Source organism: Paenibacillus riograndensis SBR5, assembly GCF_000981585.1.
GTDB classification, from domain to species: Bacteria; Bacillota; Bacilli; order Paenibacillales; family Paenibacillaceae; genus Paenibacillus_AQ; species Paenibacillus_AQ riograndensis.
Map to the genome: position 1 here is coordinate 2,268,471 of NZ_LN831776.1, position 26,912 is coordinate 2,295,382.

Annotated in this window: 25 protein-coding genes; 21 read left to right on the top strand and 4 right to left on the bottom strand. The window is 51.8% G+C overall.

Translation table 11 applies throughout. The annotated features are described in order from the left end of the window. The 11 genes from PRIO_RS09240 (at position 1) to PRIO_RS09290 (ending at position 9,942) form a co-directional block, all read left to right on the top strand. Positions 1–1,251, top strand: coding sequence for a DUF58 domain-containing protein (locus PRIO_RS09240; protein WP_020432897.1), 1,251 nt, complete (start codon positions 1–3; stop codon positions 1,249–1,251). Continuing rightward, positions 1,248–3,494 (top strand): DUF4129 domain-containing transglutaminase family protein, encoded by a 2,247-nt coding sequence (locus PRIO_RS09245; protein ID WP_020432896.1) that lies wholly within the window; start codon positions 1,248–1,250, stop codon positions 3,492–3,494. The genes PRIO_RS09240 and PRIO_RS09245 overlap by 4 nt, the downstream gene beginning before the upstream one ends. 89 nt (positions 3,495–3,583) lie before the next feature. Next, positions 3,584–4,111, top strand: coding sequence for a YqeG family HAD IIIA-type phosphatase (locus PRIO_RS09250; protein WP_020432894.1), 528 nt, complete (start codon positions 3,584–3,586; stop codon positions 4,109–4,111). 5 nt (positions 4,112–4,116) lie between these two features. Then, the gene (yqeH, locus tag PRIO_RS09255; RefSeq protein WP_039790832.1) at positions 4,117–5,235 is read left to right on the top strand and encodes a ribosome biogenesis GTPase YqeH; all 1,119 of its coding nucleotides are present in this window, start codon (positions 4,117–4,119) and stop codon (positions 5,233–5,235) included. Positions 5,236–5,257: 22 nt separating this feature from the next. After that, complete coding sequence (aroE, locus tag PRIO_RS09260) at positions 5,258–6,127, top strand: shikimate dehydrogenase (protein WP_020432890.1); 870 nt, start codon at positions 5,258–5,260, stop codon at positions 6,125–6,127. A 132-nt stretch (positions 6,128–6,259) separates the two neighbouring features. Beyond that, positions 6,260–6,553: a ribosome assembly RNA-binding protein YhbY gene (yhbY, locus tag PRIO_RS09265; protein WP_020432888.1), complete on the top strand. Its 294-nt coding sequence runs from the start codon at positions 6,260–6,262 to the stop codon at positions 6,551–6,553. A 62-nt stretch (positions 6,554–6,615) separates the two neighbouring features. Next, positions 6,616–7,218 carry a nicotinate-nucleotide adenylyltransferase gene (locus tag PRIO_RS09270; RefSeq protein WP_020432886.1) on the top strand — a complete coding sequence of 201 codons (603 nt, stop codon included), beginning with the start codon at positions 6,616–6,618 and terminating at the stop codon, positions 7,216–7,218. Next, on the top strand, positions 7,190–7,768 hold the full coding sequence (gene yqeK / locus PRIO_RS09275; protein WP_020432883.1) for a bis(5'-nucleosyl)-tetraphosphatase (symmetrical) YqeK: 579 nt from the start codon (positions 7,190–7,192) through the stop codon (positions 7,766–7,768). Before PRIO_RS09270 ends, yqeK begins: the two co-directional genes overlap by 29 nt. Beyond that, positions 7,765–8,112: a ribosome silencing factor gene (gene rsfS, locus PRIO_RS09280; RefSeq protein WP_020432881.1), complete on the top strand. Its 348-nt coding sequence runs from the start codon at positions 7,765–7,767 to the stop codon at positions 8,110–8,112. Before yqeK ends, rsfS begins: the two co-directional genes overlap by 4 nt. Further along, positions 8,109–9,044: a CvfB family protein gene (locus tag PRIO_RS09285; protein ID WP_020432879.1), complete on the top strand. Its 936-nt coding sequence runs from the start codon at positions 8,109–8,111 to the stop codon at positions 9,042–9,044. The genes rsfS and PRIO_RS09285 overlap by 4 nt, the downstream gene beginning before the upstream one ends. A gap of 127 nt (positions 9,045–9,171) precedes the next feature. Next, the gene (locus PRIO_RS09290; protein WP_020432877.1) at positions 9,172–9,942 is read left to right on the top strand and encodes a class I SAM-dependent DNA methyltransferase; all 771 of its coding nucleotides are present in this window, start codon (positions 9,172–9,174) and stop codon (positions 9,940–9,942) included. An 86-nt stretch (positions 9,943–10,028) separates the two neighbouring features. Here the strand turns inward: PRIO_RS09290 and PRIO_RS09295 are convergent, their stop codons facing one another. Then, on the bottom strand, positions 10,029–11,021 hold the full coding sequence (locus PRIO_RS09295) for an aldo/keto reductase (protein WP_020432876.1): 993 nt from the start codon (positions 11,019–11,021) through the stop codon (positions 10,029–10,031). 186 nt (positions 11,022–11,207) lie between these two features. Between PRIO_RS09295 and PRIO_RS09300 the strand changes: the two genes are divergently transcribed. The 3 genes from PRIO_RS09300 to PRIO_RS37315 all read left to right on the top strand — a co-directional run bounded on the left by PRIO_RS09300 (position 11,208) and on the right by PRIO_RS37315 (position 12,725). Beyond that, entirely contained in the window at positions 11,208–11,867 is a 660-nt protein-coding gene (locus tag PRIO_RS09300; protein WP_046502002.1) for a TetR/AcrR family transcriptional regulator, read from the top strand. 212 nt (positions 11,868–12,079) lie between these two features. After that, positions 12,080–12,565 (top strand): DUF2975 domain-containing protein, encoded by a 486-nt coding sequence (locus PRIO_RS09305; protein ID WP_046502005.1) that lies wholly within the window; start codon positions 12,080–12,082, stop codon positions 12,563–12,565. A 10-nt stretch (positions 12,566–12,575) separates the two neighbouring features. Next, the gene (locus PRIO_RS37315; protein ID WP_331709832.1) at positions 12,576–12,725 is read left to right on the top strand and encodes a helix-turn-helix domain-containing protein; all 150 of its coding nucleotides are present in this window, start codon (positions 12,576–12,578) and stop codon (positions 12,723–12,725) included. A 627-nt stretch (positions 12,726–13,352) separates the two neighbouring features. Here the strand turns inward: PRIO_RS37315 and PRIO_RS09310 are convergent. Further along, positions 13,353–13,511: a hypothetical protein gene (locus tag PRIO_RS09310; RefSeq protein WP_020429499.1), complete on the bottom strand. Its 159-nt coding sequence runs from the start codon at positions 13,509–13,511 to the stop codon at positions 13,353–13,355. A 143-nt stretch (positions 13,512–13,654) separates the two neighbouring features. After that, a complete protein-coding gene (locus PRIO_RS09315) occupies positions 13,655–14,608 on the bottom strand; it encodes an ArsR/SmtB family transcription factor (protein ID WP_020429500.1) in 954 nt (317 codons plus the stop codon). A gap of 467 nt (positions 14,609–15,075) precedes the next feature. On the opposite strand from PRIO_RS09315, the gene PRIO_RS09320 reads away from it, so the two are divergent. The 6 genes from PRIO_RS09320 (at position 15,076) to PRIO_RS09345 (ending at position 23,203) form a co-directional block, all read left to right on the top strand. Further along, the gene (locus PRIO_RS09320) at positions 15,076–16,278 is read left to right on the top strand and encodes an extracellular solute-binding protein (RefSeq protein WP_046506665.1); all 1,203 of its coding nucleotides are present in this window, start codon (positions 15,076–15,078) and stop codon (positions 16,276–16,278) included. 80 nt (positions 16,279–16,358) lie between these two features. After that, a complete protein-coding gene (locus tag PRIO_RS09325) occupies positions 16,359–17,237 on the top strand; it encodes a carbohydrate ABC transporter permease (RefSeq protein WP_020429502.1) in 879 nt (292 codons plus the stop codon). A gap of 54 nt (positions 17,238–17,291) precedes the next feature. Then, a complete protein-coding gene (locus tag PRIO_RS09330; RefSeq protein WP_020429503.1) occupies positions 17,292–18,206 on the top strand; it encodes a carbohydrate ABC transporter permease in 915 nt (304 codons plus the stop codon). Positions 18,207–18,237: 31 nt separating this feature from the next. Continuing rightward, complete coding sequence (locus PRIO_RS09335) at positions 18,238–19,716, top strand: alpha-N-arabinofuranosidase (protein ID WP_020429505.1); 1,479 nt, start codon at positions 18,238–18,240, stop codon at positions 19,714–19,716. Positions 19,717–19,924: 208 nt separating this feature from the next. Beyond that, on the top strand, positions 19,925–20,887 hold the full coding sequence (locus tag PRIO_RS09340; protein ID WP_046502010.1) for a glycoside hydrolase family 43 protein: 963 nt from the start codon (positions 19,925–19,927) through the stop codon (positions 20,885–20,887). A gap of 861 nt (positions 20,888–21,748) precedes the next feature. After that, entirely contained in the window at positions 21,749–23,203 is a 1,455-nt protein-coding gene (locus PRIO_RS09345) for a transposase (protein WP_046501121.1), read from the top strand. 205 nt (positions 23,204–23,408) lie between these two features. Here PRIO_RS09345 and PRIO_RS09350 read toward each other — a convergent pair whose 3' ends face one another. Further along, on the bottom strand, positions 23,409–23,936 hold the full coding sequence (locus PRIO_RS09350) for a hypothetical protein (protein WP_020432595.1): 528 nt from the start codon (positions 23,934–23,936) through the stop codon (positions 23,409–23,411). 222 nt (positions 23,937–24,158) lie between these two features. On the opposite strand from PRIO_RS09350, the gene PRIO_RS09355 reads away from it, so the two are divergent. After that, positions 24,159–26,837 (top strand): YhgE/Pip domain-containing protein, encoded by a 2,679-nt coding sequence (locus PRIO_RS09355; RefSeq protein WP_046502013.1) that lies wholly within the window; start codon positions 24,159–24,161, stop codon positions 26,835–26,837. Positions 26,838–26,912 lie beyond the last annotated feature (75 nt).

A 26,912-nucleotide genomic window follows, 5' to 3' on the forward strand; every position in this document is an offset into this window, starting at 1 on the left:
ATGAAGAGCTATCTATCCGGGGCTGCGGCGGTTATCCAGCCCGGCAAACTGGCCGGGGTTCTTGCCATCTGGGGCATTACGCTGCTCTACGTACTTTTTCAGGGCGGCAAAACTTCCTTCATGCTGTTTATTATGGTCACAGTGCTGCTGCTGTATTTAATCATCGGGGGCCTGGGCGGCGTCCGCCGGGCCAGAGGCACGCGCAGCCTGTATTCTGAGCAGGACAAGCCTGATTTATTATATGCCGGCGGATTTCTGCGGGTGAAGCTGAACATTACCATCCCGGGGTTTCTGCCCTTGCCGTATGTAGTGGTAAGGGAAATACTGAAGCGCCACAACGGGGAATCCTGGGTGTTCGAGGAGAGTCTTATCCCGAGCCTGAAGGGCAAGGGGGAACTGCATTTTCAGACTCCGGCGCTGGAACGGGGTCATTATACTTTTGAAAGTACGGATATCCTCGCGGAGGATATCTTCGGTCTTGTAGAGCATAAAGGAACCTTTCACGCCGAAGGCCAGTTCCGCGTTCTGCCGCGCTCGGTATTCGTTCCGCGCTGGCAGCTCTATGAGCGGAGAGCCCGGCTGGCCGGGCCCCAGGCTTCCCTGGTCCCCTCGCGGCGCGAGACGACGCAGATCAACGGCGTCCGTGATTACGTCTACGGTGACCGGCTGACCCGCATCCACTGGAACGCGACGGCCAAGACCGGCGACTGGAAGTCGAAGGAATTCGAGCATGAATCCATTCCCAAAACCGTGCTGGTCCTGGACGGCAGCGCTTCGGCCTATGGCAGCAGCAATCAGTTCGAGCTTGCCGTTTCGGTCACTTCCTCGCTGCTGGGCTATGGCATCCGGGAGCGGATCGGCATCGGCATGTGCTGCCTGGATAAGAATACGAAGGTGTTCAGTCCAGCGGAGGGCAGTGCGGAACGCCAGAAAATGATCCAATATTTAATCGATATCAATGCTGAAGGCAGGGGACCGCTGATCACACGGCTGGAAAAGGCGTACCGCATGTTCCCCAAAGGCTCCTATTTTGTGCTGATCAGCCCGCAGTCGGGACAGCCTGTATTGGATGTGATGCGCTGGGCAGAGAGCCGGGGGATGACGCCTTCGCAGATACATGTGCGGAACCCGGCGGCCAAGAACCGCAATCAGGAGTGGATGGATGTGCTGGCATCACGCGGCATAACAGGCTACAGTGTGAGTTCGCTGCAGGAGCTCCCCGCGGTGCTCGGAGGTGACAGAGTCATATGATACGCTGGTGGAATGGAATCAAATCGTCATGGCATCACTCCTTCAGCCTATTGTGGCTGATGGTCATTGCCCGGCAGTGGGTTTCCTACACAGAGCCCTACTGGCTGGAAGTAACAACCGCCGCGGTACTGCTTACCCTGACTTTTGCGGCAGTTATTGAAATTCTTGTACCTGTCAAAATGATCTACCGTCTGCTGCTTGAAGCTGTTACAGGGGTATACCTTACCTACCGCATGATCCTGCATTATGGAACCTATGTTCCCGATCCCTGGCTGCCGGGGCTTCGTGAGAGGCTGCCGGATATCATGTCGCATATGACGCCGTACATCTGGTTTGCGCTGGGGGCGCTTGTTCTGCTTCTGCTGTCCTCCTGGTGGGTATCCTCGAAGCCGCGGATCCTGATGTTTACCGGAATGAATATCGCGGCGTTTGCTGCGCTAGACTCTTTTACTTCTTCTATTCTATGGCAAGAGGTAGCCTGGACCGTATTTGCCGGCATGGGCTGGCTGGTTACCCAGCATTTAAGAAGCTTTCAGCTGCATTATCCGCGCGGCTGGACCCAGTTGCTGAAATATCCTTTTAAAATCGCGGTTAATGTAGCCATTATCTTCTCTTTAGTGATTATTACCGGTGTAAATATGCCTGAAGTGCGTCCGACGCTGACGGACCCGTATACCGCATGGCAGGAATGGAACGGCAACGGAAGCGGCAGCTCAGGTTCCAAAACCGCCGGGTCGTCTGATAACGGAAGCGGTACAGCCTCTGCAGGCAGCACGACCTCCGGATACAGTACGGATGACAATAATCTGGGCGGAGGCTTCAATTTCGATTATTCGCCAGTGATGACTGTAACCGCGGATCTGCGCACGTATATGCGAGGAGAGACCCGCAGCGTATATTCAGGCACGGGCTGGAGCGACGACAACCCGTTCACCAGAGGAGACCTGAAAGGGGGCGTGGTCGGGCAGCCGCTGGAGCAAAATAAGGCCTCCAAGGTCCAGACAAGAGAGCTGAAGCAGACCGTAAAGATACTGGGGGGGAATTCCTATCCGGTGCTGTTCGGGGGCCTGTCCATTTCCAAGGTTAATTCGGTGAATGGCGCGGATACCAGCAGCAGTCTGCTCTGGAGAAGCGAGGGCAGCGAGCTGCTGTGGGAATCTGTGGAGAACAGCAGAGCGTATCCGAGAGAATATGTGCTGACCTCCCAGGTGCCTGTTATTCCCATACAGGAACTGAACAAGCAGACCTATGAGCAGCTTTATGGCGGGCTGGATATTGATCAGCAGTATCTGCAGCTTCCCGGAAATTTCCCGGAGCGGGTCAGAGAGCTGGCGGAAAAGGTTACAGCGCAGGGGAAGACGCCTTATGAGAAAATAGCGCTTCTGCAGCAATATTTGCAGCAGTCCTTTCCCTACACCAATCAGCCGGATCTGTCACGGCGCAAAAGCAAAGACCTTGTGGAAAGCTTCCTGTTCGAGATTATGGAAGGCTATTGCGACTATTATTCCACCGCGCTTGTGACCATGGCCCGTTCACTGGATATCCCGGCCCGCTGGGTGAAGGGTTATGCGCCAGGCGAGCAGGCCGAGCTTCCGGACAACCTTGCCGTTCAGCAGGGAGGCGCTGTGCTTAATAATAACTATACGATTACCAATGCGGATGCCCATTCCTGGGCGGAGGTTTATTTTGGGGACTACGGCTGGATTCCGGTCGAGGCGACTCCGGGGTTCACGGCTCCATTGCTGGCACAAAGCGAAGATACCGCGCCGCAAGCGACCGCCGCACCTGAAGAAGAACAAACCCGGCCGGAACAGGTAGAAGTGAATAAGGGAACGCAGGAGCAGAGCTTTCATCTGAAAATATGGATCGTGGCAGCGGCAGCGGCTGTGCTCCTGGCGTGGGCAGGGTTCCTGCTCTGGCAGCGCCGGTTCACCCTTCGCTTCTTCCTGCAGCGGCTCCGCAACGGCCAGCCGCTGTCGGCGGTTCAAAAAGTTGAAGCGGAAACCGCGCGTTGGGTAAGGTATGCCCGCAGGAAGGGCATGCTGAAGGAAGAGCATGAAACACTCCGTGAATCCGTGGACCGCTGGAGCCATGAGCGCCCTGCGGCTTCCGGCAATCTAACGGCGCTGCTGCGCATGTTCGAACGGGCAAAATACAGCCCCGAGGTTATTGAAGACAAAGACTGGCGCAGCGTGTATACTGAAGCTTTGCGGCTGCGCAAAAGCATCAAGTCCGGCAAGTGATGCAGCGGGCATACCATGGCCGCTGCAGATTCATTTGCGAAGCGCAAAGAGTATGATATAGTTTTTCGTAAGAAATCGAGGTGAACGTATTGTTTGAAAGGTTAGTACCCAAACTCCGGGTGAACACGGTATTCGATATTGCTCTTGAGGAACTGTACGCTCTGGGCTACCGTGGCATCATTACGGATCTGGATAATACGCTGGTCGGTGCCAAAGCGCCTCTGGCGACCCCCGAGCTGCTGTTATGGTTCGCAAAGGTGAAGGAGCTTGGCTTCAAGCTCATTATTGTGTCGAACAATAACATGGACCGGGTGTCACGCTTTGCCACGCCGCTTAATATTGAGTTCGTGCATCAGGCCCGCAAGCCCAGCAATACTCCATTCCTGAAAGCAATGAAGCAGATGGGGCTAACGCCGGAACAGACGATTGTGGTCGGCGATCAGATGCTGACCGACGTCTACGGCGGCAACCGGCTGGGATTGTATACGGTATTGGTATTGCCTATCTCCGTTAAGGATGAAGGGATCGGCACGAGAATCAACCGCAGGGTGGAGCGGATTGCAACGACACGGCTGCGCAAGCAAGGATTGTGGCACGAGGAGGATAAACCTGAATGAATTCAATGAATGAAACGAAGCGCCCTGAGAAATGCAGCGGCTGCGGCATTAAGCTGCAGACCACAGATAAGGACCTTCCGGGCTATATTCCGGGGGTGGCATTTGAGCGGGAGCCCGTGATCTGCCAGCGCTGTTTCCGTATTAAGAACTATAATGAAGCTTCTTCCGTATCCGTGGATCAGGATGAGTTCCTGCATCTGCTGAGCGGCGTCGGCGAGAAAAATGCGCTTGTCATTCATATTGTCGATCTTTTTGACTTTGAAGGCAGCCTGATCTCCGGCCTGCAGCGGTTTGTGGGCAACAATCCGGTCATTCTGGCCGTCAATAAAAGCGATTTGCTGCCCAAGGTGACGAACTGGAATAAGCTGCGCAACTGGATGCAGCAGCGCTGCAAGGAGCATGGCCTGCGGACGGCGGAGATTGTGCTCTGCAGCGCCAAGCGCAACCAGGGCTTTGACCGTCTGCTGGAGGCAGTGTCTGAGCTGCGCGGACAGCGCGATGTGTATGTGGTCGGCGCAACCAATGTCGGGAAGTCCACGCTGATTAACCGGCTCATCTCCGATTACAGCGATCTGGAGCAGGAGCTGACTACCTCCCGTTATCCGGGAACCACGCTGGATACTGTGAAGATTCCTCTGGATGACGGGCATTATATCATCGACACACCTGGGATTGTATACCCTTGGCGTTACAGTGAACTGGTGGAACGCAAGGATCTGGGAGCAGTCATGCCCGAGAATCCGCTGAAGCCGGCCGTATATCAACTGAACGAGGGACAGTCGCTGTTCTTCGGCGGGCTGGGCCGTTTTGATTTCGTGAAGGGGGAACGCCAGTCCTTCACCTGTTACATCAGCGGAACGCTGAAGATTCACCGCACGAAGCTGGAACGTGCGGATTCCCTCTATCAGGAGCACCGGGGAGAACTGCTGTCTCCGCCGGGAACCGCAGACATGGACAAGCTGCCGCAGTGGCAGCGCCACGAGTTCCGCATCGGCCGGAACAGCCAGAGTGATCTGTTCATCTCCGGCCTGGGCTGGATCAAGGTGAACGGAACAGGCGGAGCGGTTGTGGCTGTTCATGTCCCGAAGGGCATTAAGGTTCTGACCCGCCCATCGCTGATCTGATCTATAGGAGGGCGAATACGCTGTGACAACTGCAAACGGCCAGTACGGGAACAAGGATATACTGCTGGGGGTAATGGGTGATCCTATCGCCCATACCAAATCCCCGCTTATGCATACAGCGGCCTTGAAGGCGCTCGGCATTCCGGGAGCCTATGTTCCGTTGCATATTGCCCCCGGCCAGTTAGGTGAAGCCATTCAGGCAATCCGAACACTGGGATTCCGCGGGGTGAACGTGACCATTCCGCATAAGGTAGCGGTGATGGAATATATAGACAGGATTGATGACAGCGCGGTGGCTGTCGGAGCGGTCAACACGGTGGTCAATGACGATGGCGTTCTGACCGGATACAATACGGACGGGATTGGTTATGTCCGCTCGCTGAAAGCGGAAGCAACGCCGGATTTGGCAGGCTCCCGGATTCTTGTCATCGGGGCCGGCGGGGCGGCAAGAGGGATTATTGCCGCGCTGCTGCTGGAACATCCGGCGGCAGTGGTGATTGCGAACCGGACGGTGGAGAAGTCGAAGCAGCTGGCGGAGGCTTTTCAGGGCAAAGGTACGGTTAACGGCATCGGAAACGATGAGATCGCAGCCCATATTGCGGATATGGATATTGTAATCAATACGACCTCCGTAGGCATGTACCCCCATATAGACGCTATGCCAATCGACCCCGCCTTACTCCGTGAAGGCATGATTGTCAGTGATTTGATCTACAATCCGCTGCAGACCAGGCTGCTTACGGAGAGCCTGCAGCGGGGCTGCCGGATTCACGGCGGCCTGGGCATGTTCGTCTACCAGGGAGCTTATTCGCTTGAGTACTGGAGCGGCCGGAGCGCTCCGGTGGATATCATGCGGCAGACAATTATAGATTGTCTCGGCGGCAGCGCCTAATCCTCAACCTTCCGGTGCGTCTTGCATATCTTCTCTACAGGGATATCTTTTCCGCCAGCTTTATCAAATAGGGTTCATTAGTTTATTGCAGTTAGGGTAATAATATTTGTTAATTAAGGAGCTTGTTCATTTATGTTAACTGGAAAACAAAAACGCTATCTCCGCTCGCTGGCGCATCATCTGGATGCTGTATTTCAAGTTGGCAAAGGCGGGGTCAACGACCATCTGATCCGCCATATTGAAGAGGCGATTGAAAAACGGGAGCTGATGAAGATCAGCGTGCTGAACAACAATACGGATGATCCGAAGGAAATCGGCGCCGCACTTGCGGAGCAGTCAGGCTCCGAGCTGGTGCAGGTCATCGGCAAGACGATCATTCTGTACAAGGAGTCACGCGACAACAAAACCATCGAGCTGCCCCGCTAAAAGCGGCCCCCCCAGCTTGCGGGAGCGTGCAGTTAACCTGTTAATAAGAGGAGGTAGACCTCTTGAGAGTTGGAATTATGGGAGGGACCTTTGATCCTCTTCATATCGGCCATATGATGGCAGCGGAGACTGCCAGGGAGTCCTACGCACTGGAAGAGGTATGGTTCATGCCTTCGCATATTCCGCCGCATAAGCATGAGGCCGGTGCGTCGGGCGAGGAACGGCTGGCCATGGTCGAGGGTGCTGTCAGGAATCATGCCGCTTTTGGCATTCTGGACCTCGAAATCGCCAGGGGCGGCGTATCCTACACCTTTGAAACGATTACCATGCTGCAGGAGGAATATCCGGAGCATGAATTTTTTTTCATAGTAGGCGCGGACATGGTCCAGTATCTGCCGAAGTGGCACGGAATTGAAGAGCTGGTGCGGCGTCTGACCTTTATCGGGGTAGGACGGCCGGGCACACCGCTGGATCTTGCGGCCTTGCCCGGCTTCATTGCCGAGAAGGTGCTGCTGGCGGACATGCCGCTCGTGGATATCTCTTCAACGATGCTTCGGGCCCGGGCCGCCGAAGGCAAGTCTATCCGCTATATGGTGCCGGATGCTGTATATGATTATGTTCAAAGGAGTGGATTGTATGGCACTCAGCCGCGAAGCGCTGATTGAAGCCGTCTCCGCACAGATGCCCGACAAACGCTGGAAGCACACACTGGGCGTGATGGAGACATCGGTGAAGCTGGCAGAACGTTACGGCGGTGACCCCGTCCGTGCCGAAACGGCGGCGATTCTGCATGATGTGGCCAAATACTGGCCGGTCGAACGAATGAAGGAGATCATTGAGGCAAACGGGCTGTCCGCCGAGCTGCTGAGCTATGACAAGCAGCTGTGGCATGCGGAGGTGGGCGCTTTTGTGGCCGGGGATGAATACGGGATTACCGATCCTGAGGTGCTGGATGCTATACGGTACCATACCTCCGGGCGCGAGAACATGGGCCTGCTGGAGAAGATCGTATGTCTCGCTGATTATATTGAACCGGGGCGGGATTTTCCGGGGGTAGATCATATCCGCAAGCTGTCCAAGGCAAGTCTGGAGGAAGGGCTGCTGGCCGGATTCGACTCCACGATCAGCCTGCTGCTGCAGAAGCGGCAGATTGTGTTTCCGCTCACCGTACTGGCCCGCAACGACCTAGTAAGAATATTGGAGGATAAAATATGACGATAGAATCAAGCAAGCTTTTGCAATTGGCCCTTAAAGCCGCCGAAGATAAAAAAGCAATGAATGTGGTTGCGCTTGACCTGCGCAGCGTGTCACCGATCAGCGACTATTTTGTCATCTGCCACGGGAATTCCGACACACAGGTACAGGCTATTGCCACAGAAGTACGCAAGGTGGTTCATGAAGCCGGCGGCGTAATCCGCGGCATTGAAGGCATGGATGCAGCCCGCTGGGTCCTGATGGATCTGGGAGACGTGATTGTGCATGTCTTCCACCGCGATGAGCGCGAATACTACAATATCGAGCGTCTGTGGTCCGACGCCAAGGTTGTGGAACCCGTATGAGTCTGATTGCCGGAACTACGGTTACATTGGAAGTTTTGCGTGAGGTGTCCCCTTACGGGTACTTCCTGGGCGCGGGCGGCCAGGAAGTCATGCTGCACTATACGGAACTCGTTGGCAGCAAGCCTAAGACTGGAGACAAGGTGGAGGTATTCATCTTCTTCGATACGGAGGACCGCCTGGCGGCCACAATGAAGAAGCCGTTCCTGACTCTGGGCGAGATGGCCCTGCTGGAAGTGGCGGACATTCATCCCCGCCTGGGCTGCTTCCTGGAGATGGGGCTGGGACGGCAGCTGCTGCTGCCGATCCGTGAGCTCCCGGAGCTGGTTGAGCTGCGTCCGCAGGTAGGCGATAAGGTATTTGTGCTCATGGAGCATGACAAGCAGGGGCGCCTGCGCGCCAAGCTGGCCGGGGAGCAGGAGCTTGCACCGCTTGCCCTTCCTGCGCCTGCCTCCTGGATGGGGCAGACGGTTAAGGCCCGCGTGTACAAGCCGCTGCAGATGGGTACCTTTGTGCTTGTGGACGGCGGTGTGCTGGGCTTCGGAATCATCGGCATGGTCCATTCCTCCGAACGCAGCCGCCTGCTGCGGCTCGGCGAGGAATTCGAGGCCCGCGTCTCCCATATCCGTGAAGACGGCCGGGTGAATCTGTCCATGTCGCAGCGCAAGGAAATCGGCCGGGATGTTGATTCCGCCGCGCTGCTGGACTTCCTGAAGGAACGTCCGGGCGGAGCGATGCCGTATTCGGATGCCACACCGCCGGAGATCATCAAGCAGCGGTTTGGCATCAGCAAGTCGGCATTCAAGCGTGCCCTCGGCAAGCTGATGAAGGAAGGTCTTGTTACGCAAAAGGAGAATTGGACCTATCTGGCCCGCAGCGAAGAGGATGGAGCGGATCAAGGACAGTCCAAGGACAACGGGGTGCCCGGATCATAACGGGCCGGAAGCTGATAGCCTGCTCGTAATAAGGTGGCAGGGACTTAAGGAGCGCTAGCAGCCGGAAGCCTCAACCTTCCCTGTAGTCACAATCAACGATTTACAGACAGAAAGTCGGTGTAAGCCAGTGTCTTCCTATGGGAAATTTGCATATGTATACGATGAACTGATGGCGGATATGCCGTATCCGGATTGGCTGGCCTTTGCGGAGGCGGCATGGAGCAAATACGGCAAGCCCCTGACGGTTGCAGAGCTGGGATGCGGAACCGGAAGCATCACCATTCCGCTCGCGGCCTCCGGCTACCACATGACGGGAATTGACTTGTCTTCGGATATGCTCTCCGTGGCACAGATGAAGATGGAGCGCCATCCGCAGGGGCGGCGTTTTCTGCGCGAGGGCAGTGTGCGCTGGGTTCGGCAGAACATGAAGGAATGGGAGCTGCCGGAACCGGTCGATTCAGTCATTTCCTTTTGCGATTGCCTGAATTATGTGCTGGAAGAGCGGGATATCACCTCCGTATTTGAATGCACCTATGCCGGTCTTAAGGCCGGAGGCACCTTCCTCTTCGATGTGCATCATCCGAATACACTCATCCGTTATGAGGAGGAGCAGCCGTTTGTGCTGGACGAGCCTGCGGTATCGTATATCTGGACCTGTGAAATGGATGTTCCGCGCCGGGAGATTGAGCATCATCTGTCCATCTTCGCCCGTGAAGAGGGAGGGAGCGGCCTGTACCGCCGTTTTGAAGAGACGCACATCCAGCGGGCCTATGACCCGGAGTGGATGGCAGAAGAGCTGCGGAAGGCGGGCTTCAGCGAAGTGAAGGTCTACGCCGATTTTGAGTGGGTGGAGGCCGACGACAGCGCCGGACGGCTGTTCTATGTAGCGGTAAAATAAACAGTAGATGATGAAGGTCCTACCATTCAGGGAGGGCCTTTTTGCTGTTAAGGCGTGCCCGGAGGCACGCCTTGTTATAAAAACTATCAATCTCTTGTGAAGTTCTCTATCATTCCAGCTGGATACCGGCTACCTGCTGATCCATGTGGGAGGATCTCTTTAATACGCCCAAGATCAGCTTCTGTAAGATTGACATTAACAGCATTAATGTTTTGCTCAACCCGAGTAACACTGCGTGTACCAGGGATTGGGACGATATTCTCTCCTTGGTTAAGAAGCCAAGCTAGTGCCAATTCTGCTACAGAAATACCTTTGTCAGAAGCAAGTTCTTTAAGTTGTTCAGTTGCTTGTAGGTTGTAGATATAGTTTTCCCCTTGCCAACGCTCATCGAATCGACGCATATCTCCTTCGGGATACTCGTGGGATGGTTTAACTGCATCTGTCAGGAATCCTCTGCCTAATGGAGAGTAAGGTACTAGACCTATACCCAATTCATTCAAAGTTGGTAGTATATCGTCCTCGATCTCGCGTTCGAATATTGAGTATTCAGTCTGAAGCACAGACACAGGGGTAACTGCGTGAGCTCGACGGATTGTTTTGGAACCCGTATTACTCAAACCGAAATATTTAACTTTCCCTTCTTTGATAAGATCTCCAACGACCCCGGCTACTTCCTCGATAGGAACATCAGGATCAGGGATATGCTGATAGAAAACATCAATGTAATCAGTCTGCAGATAGCGAAGACTGTTCTCAGCTACTTTACGAATATTTTCTGGACGGCTGTTAAAACGTGTTCCGAGCTGCTCGGCTGTCATGTCAAATCCAAATTTGGTAGCCAGTACTACCTTGTCACGAAAATCCTTCACAGCTTTACCCAGCAACTGTTCATTGTGACCATTTCCATATCCATATAATTCTGCCGTATCAAAGAAATTAACTCCAAGCTCATAAGCTCGACGAATAGTCGCTATTCCTTCATTTTCATTTGAAGGACCGTATGCCATTGTCATCCCCATAGTACCCAAACCAATAGAAGAGACTTTTAAACCTTGTTGACCAAGAATTCGAGTTTGCATTTTTGTTCCTCCCTAAATAATGAAAATTAGATTGTTATCACCCAAGTGTTTAAAGCCTAGGAACAAAAAACATAATATCATGAGAACTGAATAAAGTAAACAAAAAGTATATAAAATGTCTATTTAGTATAGTTTGTCTAAAATCATGATTTTGAGATATAATATATTTTATAAGGGGGCAGTTAGATGGAACGGCAGATTGAAAAACAACATCAGATGAGGCAAAAGCTTACTAACAGATTGTTATTACACGTTAGAAAAAATGGGTTTCAAGGTTTGAAGATGGATGAAATCTCAAAGATTATGGATATAAGCAGGGCGACTTTATATAAATATTTCTCCACCAAAGAAGATATTATTACGTTTATTGTGAGTGCTTTTGTCGAATACATCCACGAGATTATTGAAGATTCTGACTCTGATCAATTATTCGTTCAGCGATTTCAGCAAACATTTGAACAAACAATCTTATTAAAAGAGTACATCACAGACATTTTCCTAAGGGAACTTGAAAATAGTTACCCTGAGAACTATGAGCGGCTAAAAGAAGCCATGAAGCAACGAGAAGATCAGGAATTGGCTTTTTATGATGAAGGAATAAAAGAGGGTTTTTTTAATAAGATTGATGGCAGGCTTATCATTATGCAAGATGAGATTCTAAGTAACGTTTTAGATGTAAAGTACTTGATGGAGAATCATTTGACCGTGTATCAGGTGCTATTTGACTATTACACTCTAAAGAAATTCCAGTTGTTTAAACCTGATAAAATTAAAATGATGGATGACAACCTGATGATCCCTAGAATTGAGCATATGGCACAAAAAATTTCGAAGAACTTGTATTAAACTTAGCAATGAGGATTAATTGACCATGTCAAAAGCAAGGAATACAGAAAGTAAGAGCATTTCTTTGTAATGAGAAATGCTTTTTATATTTGTCAAAAATAAAAGGATATCCAAATACAATAATAGTATAAAAACAATATATATTTATTTTAAAACGATAAATCATGTGCTAAAATGATGTTATCATTAAATAAGTGGAGGAGGTGTTTTAAATGAATATTAAACGATTTTCAACCACTTTCTTAAAGGTAATTATTTTTCTGGCTGGAATTGCAGTGCTTGCTTTGTGTATATTTTTAGTGCCCCATATGGCGAATTTCGCAGCAAAATTGTATCCAAATATTGCCTTGATGAAATATCTTGTTTTCATCGTGATGTATGGAGCGGCTGTGCCTTTTTACTTTGCTCTCTATCAGGCTTTCAATCTTTTACGGTACATTGACGAGAACACAGCGTTCTCTGAATTATCTGTAAAGGCGTTAAAGAACATAAAGTGCTGTGCGATTACAATCAGTGGTTTATATGTATTAGGTTTGCCACTCTTTCGTTTTATAGCGAAGAAAGTGGACCCTCCTATTGGATTAATGGGGCTCATTATCATTTTTGCTTCGTTGGTTATCGCCGTTTTTGCTGCTATCCTCCAACGGCTTCTACAAGAAGCGATTAACATAAAATTAGAAAATGATTTGACGGTCTGAGGTGGGGGATATGACAATTATCATTAATAATGATGTGATGTTAGCAAAACGAAAAATAAGCGTAACGGAGCTTTCGGAGAGAGTTGGAATTACTATGGCGAATCTATGTAAGACTTTGGATTGTCAGCCAAGTGATATTTTGGAGTGCAAACGCGACTAATTTATTAAACGTTTTTCAAAAACTGAGTAATCTCCAATTCAAAACCCCCGTTAAATCAACAACTCCAGTCCAACACTTTATTTTCACCGAACACGAAAAACCCTAGTTTTCCCGCTGATTCGGACTCAGGAGCCGTTATATCGTTCATTCGGTTTTAAAATGAGGAGAAATAGGTCACATAGTGGAATCTGAGTCCGTTTGCCCTGGAGAATAGCCTGATCCGCCCCCAATAAGGATCTCCTGTCCGCATCATTCGCGGCTGAATCGTGAGTGGACCACGTAAAGTGCCTCAGAGCTTGCACGAAGTACAACAATCTATGCTCTAAGCACGCCGAATCGGCGATAAACTTGCACGAAGTACAACAATCTACGCTCTAAGTACGCCGAATCGGCGATAATCTTGCACGTAATACAACAATGTACGCTCTAAGTATGCCGAATCGGCGATAATCTTGCACGGAGTACAACAATCTGTGCTCTAAGTACGCTGAATCGGCGATAATCTTGCCTATGGTCCAACAATCCGGGCTACGTGCGCCTCAAGTTCATATTCAACTGCCGAAGAAAATTTTATGCTGTGCAAAAATAAGAACCGGCCCAGGACGGGCCGGCATCTTTCAACCTTTTTCAGCGGTGCTCGAACAGATCGATGGCTCCCAGCACGATGTGGGCGAGGCCAAATCCAAGAATACCTGTAGCGGCCATCTTATACCGGCTGCCTAAAAAAGCTGCGCTTGAAGCGGTGACTACAGTTCCAAGAACGGTGGGAATCAAACCTTCACGCATCCGAAACACTCCCTCTTAAGCTGGTTTGAAAGACATGGTTAGTGTGGGTTAAGGCGCGGGACTTTATACTGTGGAGATGGCTTCCATAAAAAAGACCATATGCCGGGCAGCATGCCCTGCACATGGTCTTTGCGGTGCGCAGCCTATTCCGCGCTGGTTGGAGTGGGGCCGGAGACGTCTTCGACCTCGTGAACATCGTAGAGCACACGGGCCAGCAGGTCCTGGCTGTAATTGCCGAAATGCTTGCCGTATATGGTCAGTCCGCGTTTGTTGACCGGCTTGTCGGTGACGGCAATGCGGAAGGTCAGCTCGCTTTTGTAATCCAGCTTGATATCGTCCAGCGTAATATCCGAGATGCGGCAGCCGTCGATGAAGCTTCCTTCATTGTTGATGCGGATCAGCTTAAGCATGCCGTACTGGTTCAGGTGGGGGGGCCACCAGTCGGGGTTGAAGGTGCCGCGGGCAGCGCCGAAATCGCCGGGACTGGTCCAAAAGCCAATTTCGATACCGTTCACATAAAAATACAAATCCGAAGGATAATTGTCGCTGAATCCCGGAGCCTCCGATCCAATCTCCATGGAGAACTGAATTTCGCGGAAGGTCTGATTTGCCTTCAGGTAGTTCGGAATCCGGTATTCCAAAAAGCCTTCAGCCATCCAGATGATTTCGGAATCAATCCGCTGGGGATCGGCGAAATAGCGCGGTTCATCAAAGTCGCCAATGATACTGTCCTTAGTAGCCAGTCCGCAAGTCGGCACTGCGTGATAGTTGCTGTAATGCCCAACCTGGATTTCGACCTCGTACAGATTGTCAGTCTCCTTACTCCGCAGGTCCACCATCAGCTTATCTTTATTCAAATAGCACACCTTCTGGATGCCATGCTTGCCTACGGAAGTATTAATCTCGATCAGGCCGCTTTCCTCCAGCTTCTTGATGTGCATGGTGATGGCTCCATTGCTGAGATTCAGCTTCTTGGCAATTTCATTGAGATTGAGGGCCTGATTGGTGGCGAGCAGCTCCAGAATTTGAATCCGGATCTCGGAGCTGAGCGCTTTGAAGATATCGATCCCGCTCATTAGATCTTTAATATAAATCATGGTTAAGTACCTTCTTCCGCTAACGTCATTATCGAAACTATTTTATAAAATTATAAACTAATCAGGTTAAAAAGGGAAGTATTCTCCATTTTTTTGTCTAATAATTTAAAAATTAATTATATTTCAAACAAAAACTCACTTTTGGTTCAATATAAAATAAATATAAATGAGGAATTACGCGCAAAATTAGCGGTTTATTCTTTTATTAAGCTTATTTTTTGATTTTATTTTGTATAAATATAAATAGGTTTAGATATTATTGTTTACAAGGTGTCCTTTGTATGCTATTTTATACCTGTAAGCGAATACATTCAAATGTTTTTTAATTATTTAATGAATGTGTGAAAGAAGGCGTCTGAGTTAATTGTTTGCAAAAACATTTTTGTAGATGATTCACTAAAATTATTTCATTAGGAGGAGAAAGTGTGAAGAAAAAATGGGGGTTTTCAGTATTAGTACTTGTTCTAATGTTATCAACGTTATTAGCGGGATGCGGGGAAGACAACTCCAAGACGATTACATTCTGGACTCCGCTAACCGGTGATGACGGTGCCTATATGGACCAGCTTGTTAAGGATTACAATGCCACTAACCCGGAAATTAAGGTAAAGCATGTCATCACCTCTGATATGTACACCAAGCTCTCCACAGTGCTGAACTCGGGCAAAGGTGTTCCGGACTTGACTATTATTCATGCTGACCGTGTTCCGGGCTATGTCAAGCAGGGGGTGCTTGAGCCGATGACGGCAGTAACCGCCGCCCAGCCTGAGATCAAACAGGAAAATTATCTGCCGCAAGCCTGGTCAACAGGCACGATTGACGGCACTCAATATACAGTACCTCTCGATATCCACAGTAATGTTATGTATTACAACAAGGATTTGCTTAAGAAATACAATGCGGAATCCTTCCTCGACGATAATGTGGTAACGATTGATGAAATGCTCTCTCTGCAAGGAAAGCTGGATGAAGGAGATTATGTTGTTAATGATGCGCTGCTGGGCTGGGTCATTCTTGCTCAGATTCAGGACCTTGGCGGAGATATCCAGGAGAATGGCAAGCCTGCCGTGAATACTCCGGTGATGAAGCAGGCATTTGAGAATGTAAAAAAGATCAACGACGCGGGCTTGATGACGCCGTTCGGCGAAGACGGATACCTGATGTTCCAATCCGGGAACGTATTGTTCTCTACGGACGGGACCTGGAGTTCTACGGCACATGCCGGGGTGGAAGGTTTGAATTTCGGAGTAACCAATGTATATTCGCCTACTGCGGATAAGTTCACCAACAGATCGTCCTCGCACCTGTTCTCGATGATGAAGAATAAAGACAGATCCGAAGAAAAGGTCGCGGGCATCGGCAATTTCCTGGAGTTCATCCGCGAGAATTCCATCGAGTGGGCTAAAGCGGGACAGATCGTAGCCAGTAAGCAGGTCAATGAAAGTCCTGATTTCAAAAATTATATCCAATCCTTCTTCACCTCCAATGAAAAAGAAGTTGAATCCCTTTACATTTACACTTACGAATATTATCCGTATATTGCGGAAGCCGTAGATACGTATTGCGGGGATATTGTACGCGGCAATGTGGATATTGATGAAACCCTCCAGACGATGCAGAAATTTGTGGAGGATAAAATCGCCGAAGGAACGGGCGGAGCAGCGAAGTAAACGAAAAGCGGAAATGATTGCATGGAGCAATGGACCGCCATCCGGAGCATTGCTTCATGCCAAAGGAGAAAAGAATGCCTATGAAAAAGAAACTGAATCTCGCGCCTGCTTTCTTTGTAGGTCCACATGTCATTTTATTTGCCGTTTTCATCCTGCTGCCAACCTTTTACGGAATTTATGCTTCCTTCACCAAATGGAATCTGATGAACGAGCCGGTCTGGGTGGGCCTCGACAACTATAAAACCATCCTTTTTGACAGCGGCTCTACCTTCCACACGCAATTCAACAACGGGCTTAAAAATACATTTATTTTTGTTCTGCTCAGTGTCCCGCTGTTAATCGTGATTCCGCTGCTTGTTGCAGTAGCACTTGAACACAAAAAAGTCAAAGGGAAAAGCCTGATCCAGTCCATTATTTACGTTCCGGGCCTGATTTCCATATCTGCGGGAGCATTGATCTGGCTTCTGCTGTTCAACAAGCAGCTTGGGATGGCCGGCAATGTTTTTGGATCGGATGTTTCCTGGCCGGCTAACCAGCCGTATGCCTGGATACTCATTATTATCATCACGATCTGGGGGGGAGTCGGCGGCAACATGATTATTTACCGTGCCTCCATAAGCGGCGTATCGCAGGATTTGTATGAATCGGCAGAGATGGACGGAGCCGGAACGATACGCAGATTTACGAGCATTACGCTGCCCTCCATCCGTTTCCCGCTGATTTACACTTTTGTCATGACCACAGCAGGGGCCTTCAATGTATTCGGCCAGCCGTTGATGATGACAGACGGGGGACCGCGCCAGAGTACGCATGTGCTTATGATGTATATCCGCCAGTTGGCGTTCGGCAATGGAGAGTCCATTGCGGGTATGGCGTCCGCTATGGCAGTGTTGCTGGGACTGGTCATACTGGTCATCTCGGCTCTGCAATATTACGTCATGAACCGGAATGCGGCTTAATGTTCGGCAGGGCAAGGAACCAGTAATGGAAATTGAAAAGGCAGGTGTACCCGTATGTCCAATCAGGTGGCGCAGCAATATGATAAACGCCCCCGCTTCAAAGAGCAGGGCACAGTAAAAAGTAAAAGCCCGGGAATCAGCATCTCAAAGTATATCTCTTATCTGTTTTTGATCGTGCTTTGTATCATTTGGATCATTCCGGTGGTCTTTGGCATCACGACGTCCTTCCGTTCCCAGTCTGAGGTGGTTTCCTCCGGGTTCAGATTATTCCCAAAGGAATGGATCTTTGACAACTATGTCGCGATTTTGGAGAATACCTCTACCGCACCGATTCTGCGGTGGCTCATGAATTCACTGTTTATTGCCTCCATGCATACCCTTCTGGTGGTTGTGGTCATCTCCATTACCGGCTATGGCTACTCACGGATGAAATTTAAAGGCAGAGATACGCTCTTTTTTACGTTGCTCGGCATCTCATTTTTTCCCGGCGTGGTGAATTTGATTCCCTCATACAAAATTATAGACGCACTGGGCTGGGTCAACACCTCCTGGGCCATGATTATCCCGGGACTGGCGGGCATGGGCAATATCTTCCTGGTCCGGCAGTTCATGAACGGAATCCCGAAGGACCTGGATGAATCGGCTCACGTGGACGGTGCGGGTCATTTCCGGATTTATTTCTCGATCATTCTGCCGCTGATCAAGCCGGTATTGATTGTATGCGCCTTATTTTCCTTCACCGGATCATGGAATGACTTCCTCTGGCCTGTAATTGTGTTTACAGATGTGGACAAAATGCCGGTTACAGCAGGGTTATTGCTGCTTCAAGATATCTATGGAAATTACCGTATGATTGGTCAGCTGATGGGTTCAGCGGTTCTGGCGATTATTCCAACCCTGCTGTTGTTTCTGTTCGCGCAGAAGTACTTTGTCCAATCCATCAATCTGAATTCAGGCATTAAGGGTTAAAAAAATAGAGACAGCCAAGGAGAGAGAAACGATGACTACAAAAGCTAGAATCCTGTCGGATATGCCAAAAAGTAAAATTAATAAAAATATTTACGGCCACTTTGCCGAGCATCTCGGCAGATGTATTTACGAGGGCATTTGGGTAGGCGAGGATTCGCCTATTCCCAATACGGGCGGTATCCGTAACGACGTGATTGCTGCGCTGCGCAAGCTCGATATTCCCGTGCTGCGCTGGCCGGGCGGCTGTTTCGCCGATGAGTATCACTGGAAGGACGGTATCGGCCTTCCAGAAACCCGCAAGCGGATGATCAACACCCACTGGGGCGGGGTCGTCGAGAACAACCACTTCGGCACACATGAGTTCTTCCGGCTCTGCGAGCTGCTGGAATGTGAACCGTATATTTGCGGCAATGTAGGCAGCGGTACCGTGCAGGAGATGTCCGAATGGGTGGAATATATGACCTTTGACGGTGAATCCCCGATGGCGGGATTGCGGGCTGAGAATGGGCGCGAGCAGCCTTGGGCGCTGAAGTATTTTGGCGTCGGGAATGAGAACTGGGGCTGCGGAGGCAACATGCGTCCGGAATATTATGCGGACCTGTACCGCCGCTACCAGACCTATGCGCGCAATTACGGGGACAACAAGCTCTACAAAATCGCCGGGGGCGCCAATGTGGACGACTATAACTGGACGGAAGTGCTGATGCGGGAAGCCGGACAGTACATGGATGGTCTCAGTCTGCATTCCTATACGATTCCCGGCAGCTGGGAAGAAAAACGTTTTGCACTTGGCTTCGACAACGGCGAATGGTTCGAGACCATGAAGAAATCACTCTATATGGATGAGCTGATTACCCGTCATTCCAATATCATGGACAAGTATGATCCGGAGCAGCGGGTAGGATTGATTATAGATGAATGGGGAACCTGGTTCCTCAGCGAGCCGGGGACGAATCCGGGTTTCCTGTATCAGCAGAATACACTGCGCGATGCATTGGTGGCAGGGATTCACCTGAATATTTTCCAGAACCACAGCAAACGGGTACAAATGGCCAATATCGCGCAAATGGTCAATGTCTTGCAGGCGCTTATCTTAACCGAAGGCGACAAGCTGCTGCTTACCCCTACTTACCATGTCTTTGACATGTATAAAGTGCATCAGGATAACGAGCTGCTTGAGGTGGTTATGGAGAGTCCGGTGTACAGCATGGGCAGGGAGTCCATTCCCCAGCTTAGCGTGTCTGCATCCCGGGATGAAGCCGGCAGGGTGTACATTTCCCTGTGCAATTTGAGCCACGAGGACAGCGCTGGCCTCCGCATTGAACTTGCCGGAACTTCGGCTGGAACAGTGGCCGGGCAGATCCTGACCCATTCCGATCTGAATGCGCACAATACCTTCGAAGCTCCGGCAACCGTTGCTCCGGCTATTTTCGAAGGGGCTTCGCTGAAGAACGGGGTGCTGGACTGTCAGCTTCCTCCGGCATCCGTAGTTGTCCTGACCCTAGAATAAGAGAAATATATAAGATGAACTTGGAAAATTCATAAAAGGGAAGAAGTGCGGAGGGGAAGTTTGGATACTTACAGAGCGGTAGCGTCCGCCTGAAAGCTTTCCGTAGGAAAGCTCGCTTCGGAAGCATAATCAGTCACCGGATTTCAACCGCTAAAGGCGGTTCCAATCAAGAAATGTTCATCTTATATAGATAAAAGGAGAAACCATTATGAGCAGGAAAAAAGAATACAGCAATCCGCTTGTGGAACAGCGTGCGGACCCGTGGGTCTATAAACATACGGATGGCTATTATTACTTCACAGCTTCGGTGCCCGAATATGACCGGATCGAAGTGCGCAGGGCTGCAACCATTGAAGGACTAAGAGGCGCCGAACCTGTCGTCGCCTGGCGCAAATATGAGACGGGGCCGCTCAGCGCCAATATCTGGGCGCCCGAAATCCATTATATTCACGGGAAATGGTACATTTACTTCGCGGCGGCCCGGACTACGGAGACGAAGGAGGGGCTGTTCGATCACCGCATGTATGCGCTGGAGAACGAATCGGCGAATCCGCTGGAGGGCCGCTGGGTGGAGAAAGGCCAGGTAAAGACGGCCTGGGAGTCATTTGCTCTCGACGCCACGGCCTTCCAGCACAAGGGAGTGCTCTATTATGTATGGGCGCAGAAGGACCCGGATATTCCGGGGAACTCCAACCTGTACATTTCAGAGATGGAGAACCCGTGGACCCTGACCGGCCCGCAGACGATGATCGCCAAGCCGGAGCATCCCTGGGAAATCATCGGCTTCAGCGTTAACGAAGGCGCAGCGGTGCTTAAGCGGAACGGCAAAATCTTCATGAGCTTCTCAGCCAGTGCGACCGACCATAATTACTGCATGGGGCTGCTGACGGCAGACGAGGACAGCGATCTGCTGGATGCCGCTTCCTGGAGCAAGCACCCTGAGCCGGTATTCCAGACGAGTGAAGCGAACGGACAATTTGGTCCGGGGCACAACAGCTTCACAGTTAACGAAAACGGGGAAGATGTGCTGATCTACCATTGCCGCAATTACAAGGAAATTACCGGTGATCCGCTCTACGACCCGAACCGCCACACCCGCGCCCAGGTGCTGGAGTGGAATGAGGACGGCACGCCTAACTTCGGCGTGCCGGTGAAGGACGGCAGGGAGTAAGTTCGGCGTGCTGGTGAAGGATAGCAGGGAGTAAGTTCGGCGTGCTGGTGAAGGATGGCAGGGAGTAAGATTACCGGTTGCGGCCGCATCATTTTGCAAAATGAATAGCTAAACGGCTTATGATTAGTGTCCCGCCTTCCCTGATAAGGGGAGCGGGACACTTTTTGCTTTGCTCCGGAGCAACCCTATCCTTTATGCGTATTGCTAAAGGAACTGGAAGCTGCTCCAATCCTCGGCGTATGGTTAAAGTAACTGAGGAGCAGCTTTAACCCTAAGCGTGTGGTAAAGTAACTGAGAAGGAGCTCTAACCCTGGCGTGTGGTAAAGTAACTGAGAAGGAGCTCTAACCCTGGCGTGTGGTAAAGTAACTGAGAAGGAGCTCTAACCCTGGCGTGTGGTCAAAGTAACTGAGGAGCAGCTTTAACCCTAAGCGTGTGGTTAAAGTAACTGAGAAGAAGCTCTAACCTTCGGCTTATGGCTAAAGTAACTGAGAAGGAGCTCTAACCCTGGCGTGTGGTTAAAGTAACTGAGAAGGAGCTCTAACCCTGGCGTGTGGTAAAGTAACTGAGAAGGAGCTCTAACCCTAAGCGTGTGGTTAAAGTAACTGAGAAGAAGCTCTAACCTTCGGCTTATGGCTAAAGTAACTGAGAAGGAGCTCTAACCCTGGCGTGTGGTTAAAGTAACTGAGAAGGAGCTCCAACCTTCGGCTTATGGCTAAAGTAACTGTATTTTGGAGACAATTTCATAATTCAAAACCCTTGCTAGGATTGGTTTTTTTGAGCATAGAAAAGGGAGTACCTCCCCAAATCTCGAAGATATAGGTGACCAAACCAACATCCGAGAATGAAAAGAGGTAATCCCCATGTATTCTATTCGGCAAGAAGAGCTGTTTTCCTTTGAGGATTTGTTGCTGATGCGACCGGAAGATAAATACAGTCAGATCTTTGAACACTTAAATCTCGCTCCGGTCTTGCACGCGCTTGGAAAAAAGAACAACCGTGGGCGGCCGGAAGAACTAAACGTACCCGCGATGATCTACTCGCTGCTCATCGCAAAAATGGAGGGCATCGAGTTTGTATCCGCGTTGGTCCGGCGACTTCGATTCAGCGAGGAATTTCGGGTGCAGTGCCGGTTCACCGGTTCCAACCGCATCCCGAGCGAAGCCTCGTACTCCCGTTTGATTCATGTGCTTGAGCAAACGGGCATGCTCGAGGACCTTCAGGATACTCTGGTGCTGTCCGCCCTGGAGGAAGAGTTCGTTACGGGTATGCATCTCGCTTTGGATTCCTCTATCGTTGAGGCTTGGGATAGCCTATTTAGCGAAGCTGCATCCAAACGCCGCGCGGCCCGCCGTGCTAAAAAGCCAAGTGATGCTCCGGTGGCTCAGCAGCTGCAGCTAGAACTCACCGAGCCCGAGTCCGAGCCTGTGGACGAGCGGCCCAAAAAACCCGTCTACCCGCCTGGACGTCCTTCTGCTGAAGAAAAGGAACGTCGGCGCAAGGAACGGGAAGCTTATGAAGAGAGCCTAGGACCGTTTGAGAAAACCATTGAACAGATGCTGCCCTACACGTACGATGAATTGCTTGCAGCATTACCCCGGCATGCCGCGCGTTGTGACAAGAAAAATGCGAAAGGTAGACTTACCAGTTATTACGGGTTCAAGGCAAATCTGCTGGTCGATGCGGACTGTCAGTATATTCTTAGTGGCTTATGGAGTTCGGCGAATTTGAATGACCAGCGCATGGCGGTTATCCTTCTCAAAGGCCTGCTCCTGAAGTTTCCTAGGTTAAACGTAAAGCATGTCTTGGGAGACAAAGGGTACGACAGCGCAGCCATCTACCAGTTGATTCATTCGTTAGGCGCCTATCCTACGATTCCAATGATTCACCACAAAGAGCCGCCCAAGGGAATGAACTCGGACTACAATCCCGTATGCTCACAGGGGCATACCTACCGCTACGACAGTTTTGATGCCAAGTACGAAACGCTGAAGTATACCCAGCCGAGCCAGTGCAAAGACTGTCCACTTTCCGGTTCCGGCTGCCAAAAGGTGTTTAAAATCCGCATACAAACGGATTTACGCAAGCACACCTATCCCGCAAGAGGTAGCGAGAGCTTTACAGAGCTGTACAAGAAGCGTACGGCAGTGGAGCGAGTTTTTGCATATCTTAAAGAGTATTTTGGCATGAAACGTACGCGTCACCGCGGCGTCCGGGCAAGAGTTGATTTCCAGCTCAGTACACTAGCTTACAATCTCAGCAAGTTTGCGCTAGACAAGTTAAACCAGCGGTTACGCAACTCCCAGCAAGTGGCCTGATTTTTTAAAAAATGACCTTAGATTTTGGCCGAGTCTTGCTATTCAGCAAACTGAATTATGAAATTGACTCCAAAGTGCAATTAAAACCAGTTGGACTGCCAAAAGGCAGCTATTAACTGTACGAAGTGCAATTATTGCTGTAAAGCAAAGCAAAACACAAAGCACTGCCCTATGGGCAGTGCTTTGTGGCGAGTAGGCTCTGAAGTCATGGAGTGTACTGCTGTACGATCGAAGTAACTTTGCCAGCCTGGATTGTGATGTGGTAAGGGGACTGGCTCAGGTCGATGATGCCGGTTTTGGCGAATTCGCTGATGAACTTATCAAGAGATATGTGCTCATTCCAGTTGATATCCAGATCCTCCATGTGCCCGGTATGATCGTAAATTTGCATCGTTACCGCAGCATTATCGGCAATGGGATAGGAAGTAAGCGAGTCACTGTCATTTACGATATAGTAGCCATCCGGCGTACCGCCAAGCTCTGCCGCTGCGTCTGGCTCCCGTTCGGCAAAGATGCGGTCGGCTTCAGCGCCTTCATACCATTCGATCTGGTCGGCGGTCATGACCGTATGTCCGTCTTTGGACTTCAGCGCGTGTATGTAAACCGTCAATTCCTGACTTTTATCACCGCTTTGCGCTTCTGCGCGTGTACCTACTGTACTTGCCGTAGTCACAAGGGAGAGGAACAGCAGAACCAGAGCAGGAAACAGATAAACCGATTTTCTTTTGAACATGTAAAATTCCCCCTTGGTATAAATATGACCCGGTATACGTCTATATACCTAATTACCCTTCGCTGTATTTCTCAAACGGGTATTATATCTCTATAAACGTAGATCGCGAAAAAATGTTGCAAAAAGTTTCCGAACTGTGGTGCGGGAAAGTAAGGGAAGTAAAAAGAACTGCTCCAGGGCATATTAAACTATTCAGATTACAGCATAGAGGTGTGGTGAAACATGGCGGCAGTGTGGCGGATTTATAAAAAAGATTGGCTGGGCCTGTTCAAAGCACCGGTAGCCCTATTGTTGATAGCAGCACTCGCATTGCTTCCCTCGGTCTACGATTGGGTGAATGTCGCTGCGGTATGGGACCCCTACAGCAATACATCCGGCATCCCAATCGCCGTGGCGAGTGTGGATCAGGGAGCTTCTGTCGGTGGCAAAAGCTTCAACATCGGCGATGAGGTGCTGGAGAGCCTGCGGAGCAACAAGTCACTGGGCTGGCGGTTCACGGATGTTAAATCGGCAGAGCGCGGGGTGCAGCGCGGGGATTATTATGCCAGCATCGTCATTCCGGCAGAATTCTCACAGCGGATGGCGGGGGTTCTCGAAGGGGAACTTGTGAAGCCGGAGGTGGATTATACCGTCAATGAAAAAATCAACGCGATTGCGCCCAAAATTACGGCGAAAGGGGCTTCTACGATTACCGCGCAGATCAGTGAGCGGTTCACGGAAACCCTCAGCAGCACGGTGCTGACGGCCCTCAGTGCCATCGACCGCGAATTCCAGGCTGAGCTGCCGGTCATCCGCAAGGTGGAGCAGGGGCTGTTCCAGCTGGAGGCGGGCCTGCCGGAGATTGAACAGGCCGGGAGGCTGGTGCTCAAGCTTCAGCAGGACTGGCCGCAGCTTGCGGATTCGGCCGGGAGGATTGCCGCGCTTGCGGACAAGCTGCCGGAAGTGGAGCAGGCGGGCAAAGCGGCTGAGCTGCTCGACGAGCACTGGGGGCAGATCAGCGATGCCGCGGGCAGGCTGCAGGAGCTGCAGGGCAGGCTCCCGGATCTGGCCCGCGCGAAGGAGCTGCTGTCCGGCCTGGATGCTGACTTCAGCCGGGTCGGGGAGGTCCTGGACCGGGCCTCGGACAGGCTGGAGGAGGCCGGGAAGGTTGTTGCTGCGGCTGCCCGGGCTCTGCCGCAGACCGACCGGATCGCTGCAGCGGGGCCTGCCTTCGGGCAGGAGCTGCTGCAGTATCTGGCACAGAACCGCGCGGCTTTCACCGCGGTTCCGCAGGTGCTGCAGCAGAATCTCCATCTGCTGCAGCAGAATGCCGACAGCGCAGCGCTGCTGGCCAGCCAGCTCGCGGAAGGCACCGCGCCGCCGGACGCAGCGGCGGCTTCCCGGCTGCAGCTGGCCGCTGACCGGCTGACCGCCGGAAGCGGCGCGCTGCAGCACACGGCGGCTCTTTTCGCCGCCGTGAACACCCTCGCGCCCGGCACCGTGCCGGGCAGCGAGCTCCGCGCCCTGACCGGGGCGCGGGCCTCCTGGGCCGCCGGTGCTGCGCAGGCGGCCCGCCTCGCCGCCGGGCTGCGGGACGGCGGCGGGCTGGACCCCGCCGCGCTGGCGCAGCTTGGCGGGGATTCCGCCAAGGGCGCAGCAGCGCTGGGCGGAATCCTCGCGCGCTACAGCGCGGAGGGGCAGTCTGCGCTGCAGGGCACGCTGCAGCAGCTGACATCCGTGGCGGGGACCGCCGCCACGGCCTTGCAGCAGGCGCCGCAGCGGCTGGCGGCGCTGAGCGCGGTGCTGGATGAAGCGGGAACCGCCATCCAGTACGGGCAGACCGGCCTGGCCGCCTTGCGGGACAAGCTGCCCGCGGCAGCGGGCGAGGTCAGCGCGGCGGCAGCCGGTATAAGCGGCAGGCTGGCAGCGTTCACCGGCTTCGTGACGGATGTGCTGCCGCGCATTCAGAATGGGCTGCCTGCTGCCGGAGAACACATTCATGCGGCGGCTGAATTCGCCCGGAAGGACCTGCCGGGGGCGGAGGAGAAATTCCGCCGCGCGTCAGAGTGGATCACCGCCGGCCTTCCCCGTGCAGACCGGGGGGTGAACCGGGCGGCCGAGCTGGTGCGGAATGATCTTCCCGCCCTGGAGCATGCTGTCCGCCGCGCCGCCGATACGGTCCGCAAGGTCAAGCGGGAGGTCAACCTGGAGGAAATCGCCCAATTGCTGGGCGGGGATATCAAGGGCACCAGCGATTTTCTGGCCAGCCCTGTGGTTCTGAAGGAAAAGGCGCTGTATCCCATCCCCAATTACGGATCGGCGATGACACCGTTTTACGTAGTATTGTCCTTGTGGGTAGGCGGCACCCTGCTGATTTCTCTGCTGCGGATCGGTGTGGATACCGGTGGTATCCCATACCGGCGGCACCAGCTGTATTTTGGGCGCCTGCTGACTTTTCTTACCGTAGGCATCTTTCAGGCTCTGATAGCGGTATTGGGCAATATGTATTTGCTGAAATGCTATGTTGCCGACAAGCTGTGGTTCGTGCTGTTTGCCGTCCTGATCAGCATCGTTTTTGTGACAATCGTATTTACCCTGGTCTACGTCTTCGGCAATCTGGGCAAAGGCATAGCCATCGTGTTCATGGTGCTCCAGTTCTCCAGTTCGGGCGGGACTTTTCCGATCAGCACCACCGGGCGCTTTTTTCAAATCCTGAACCCGTTTATGCCCTTTACCTATGCCATCAGCCTGCTGAGAGAAGCCGTTGGCGGCATACTGCCGGAGGTTGCTGTCCGTGACGCCCTGTATCTGGTTCTTTTCGGTATGCTTGCCCTGGTGCTGGCGCTTACCCTCCAGAAGCCGCTGGAACGGTTCATCCGGCGTGCGGCAGAGCAGGCAGAGGCGTCCAGGCTGATCTCCTAAAACCTTGGTCTGACCGTGGAACACCTAATTCTTTCCTGTCAACCTGTGTTCAACCTGCCAATGAACATTGACCTG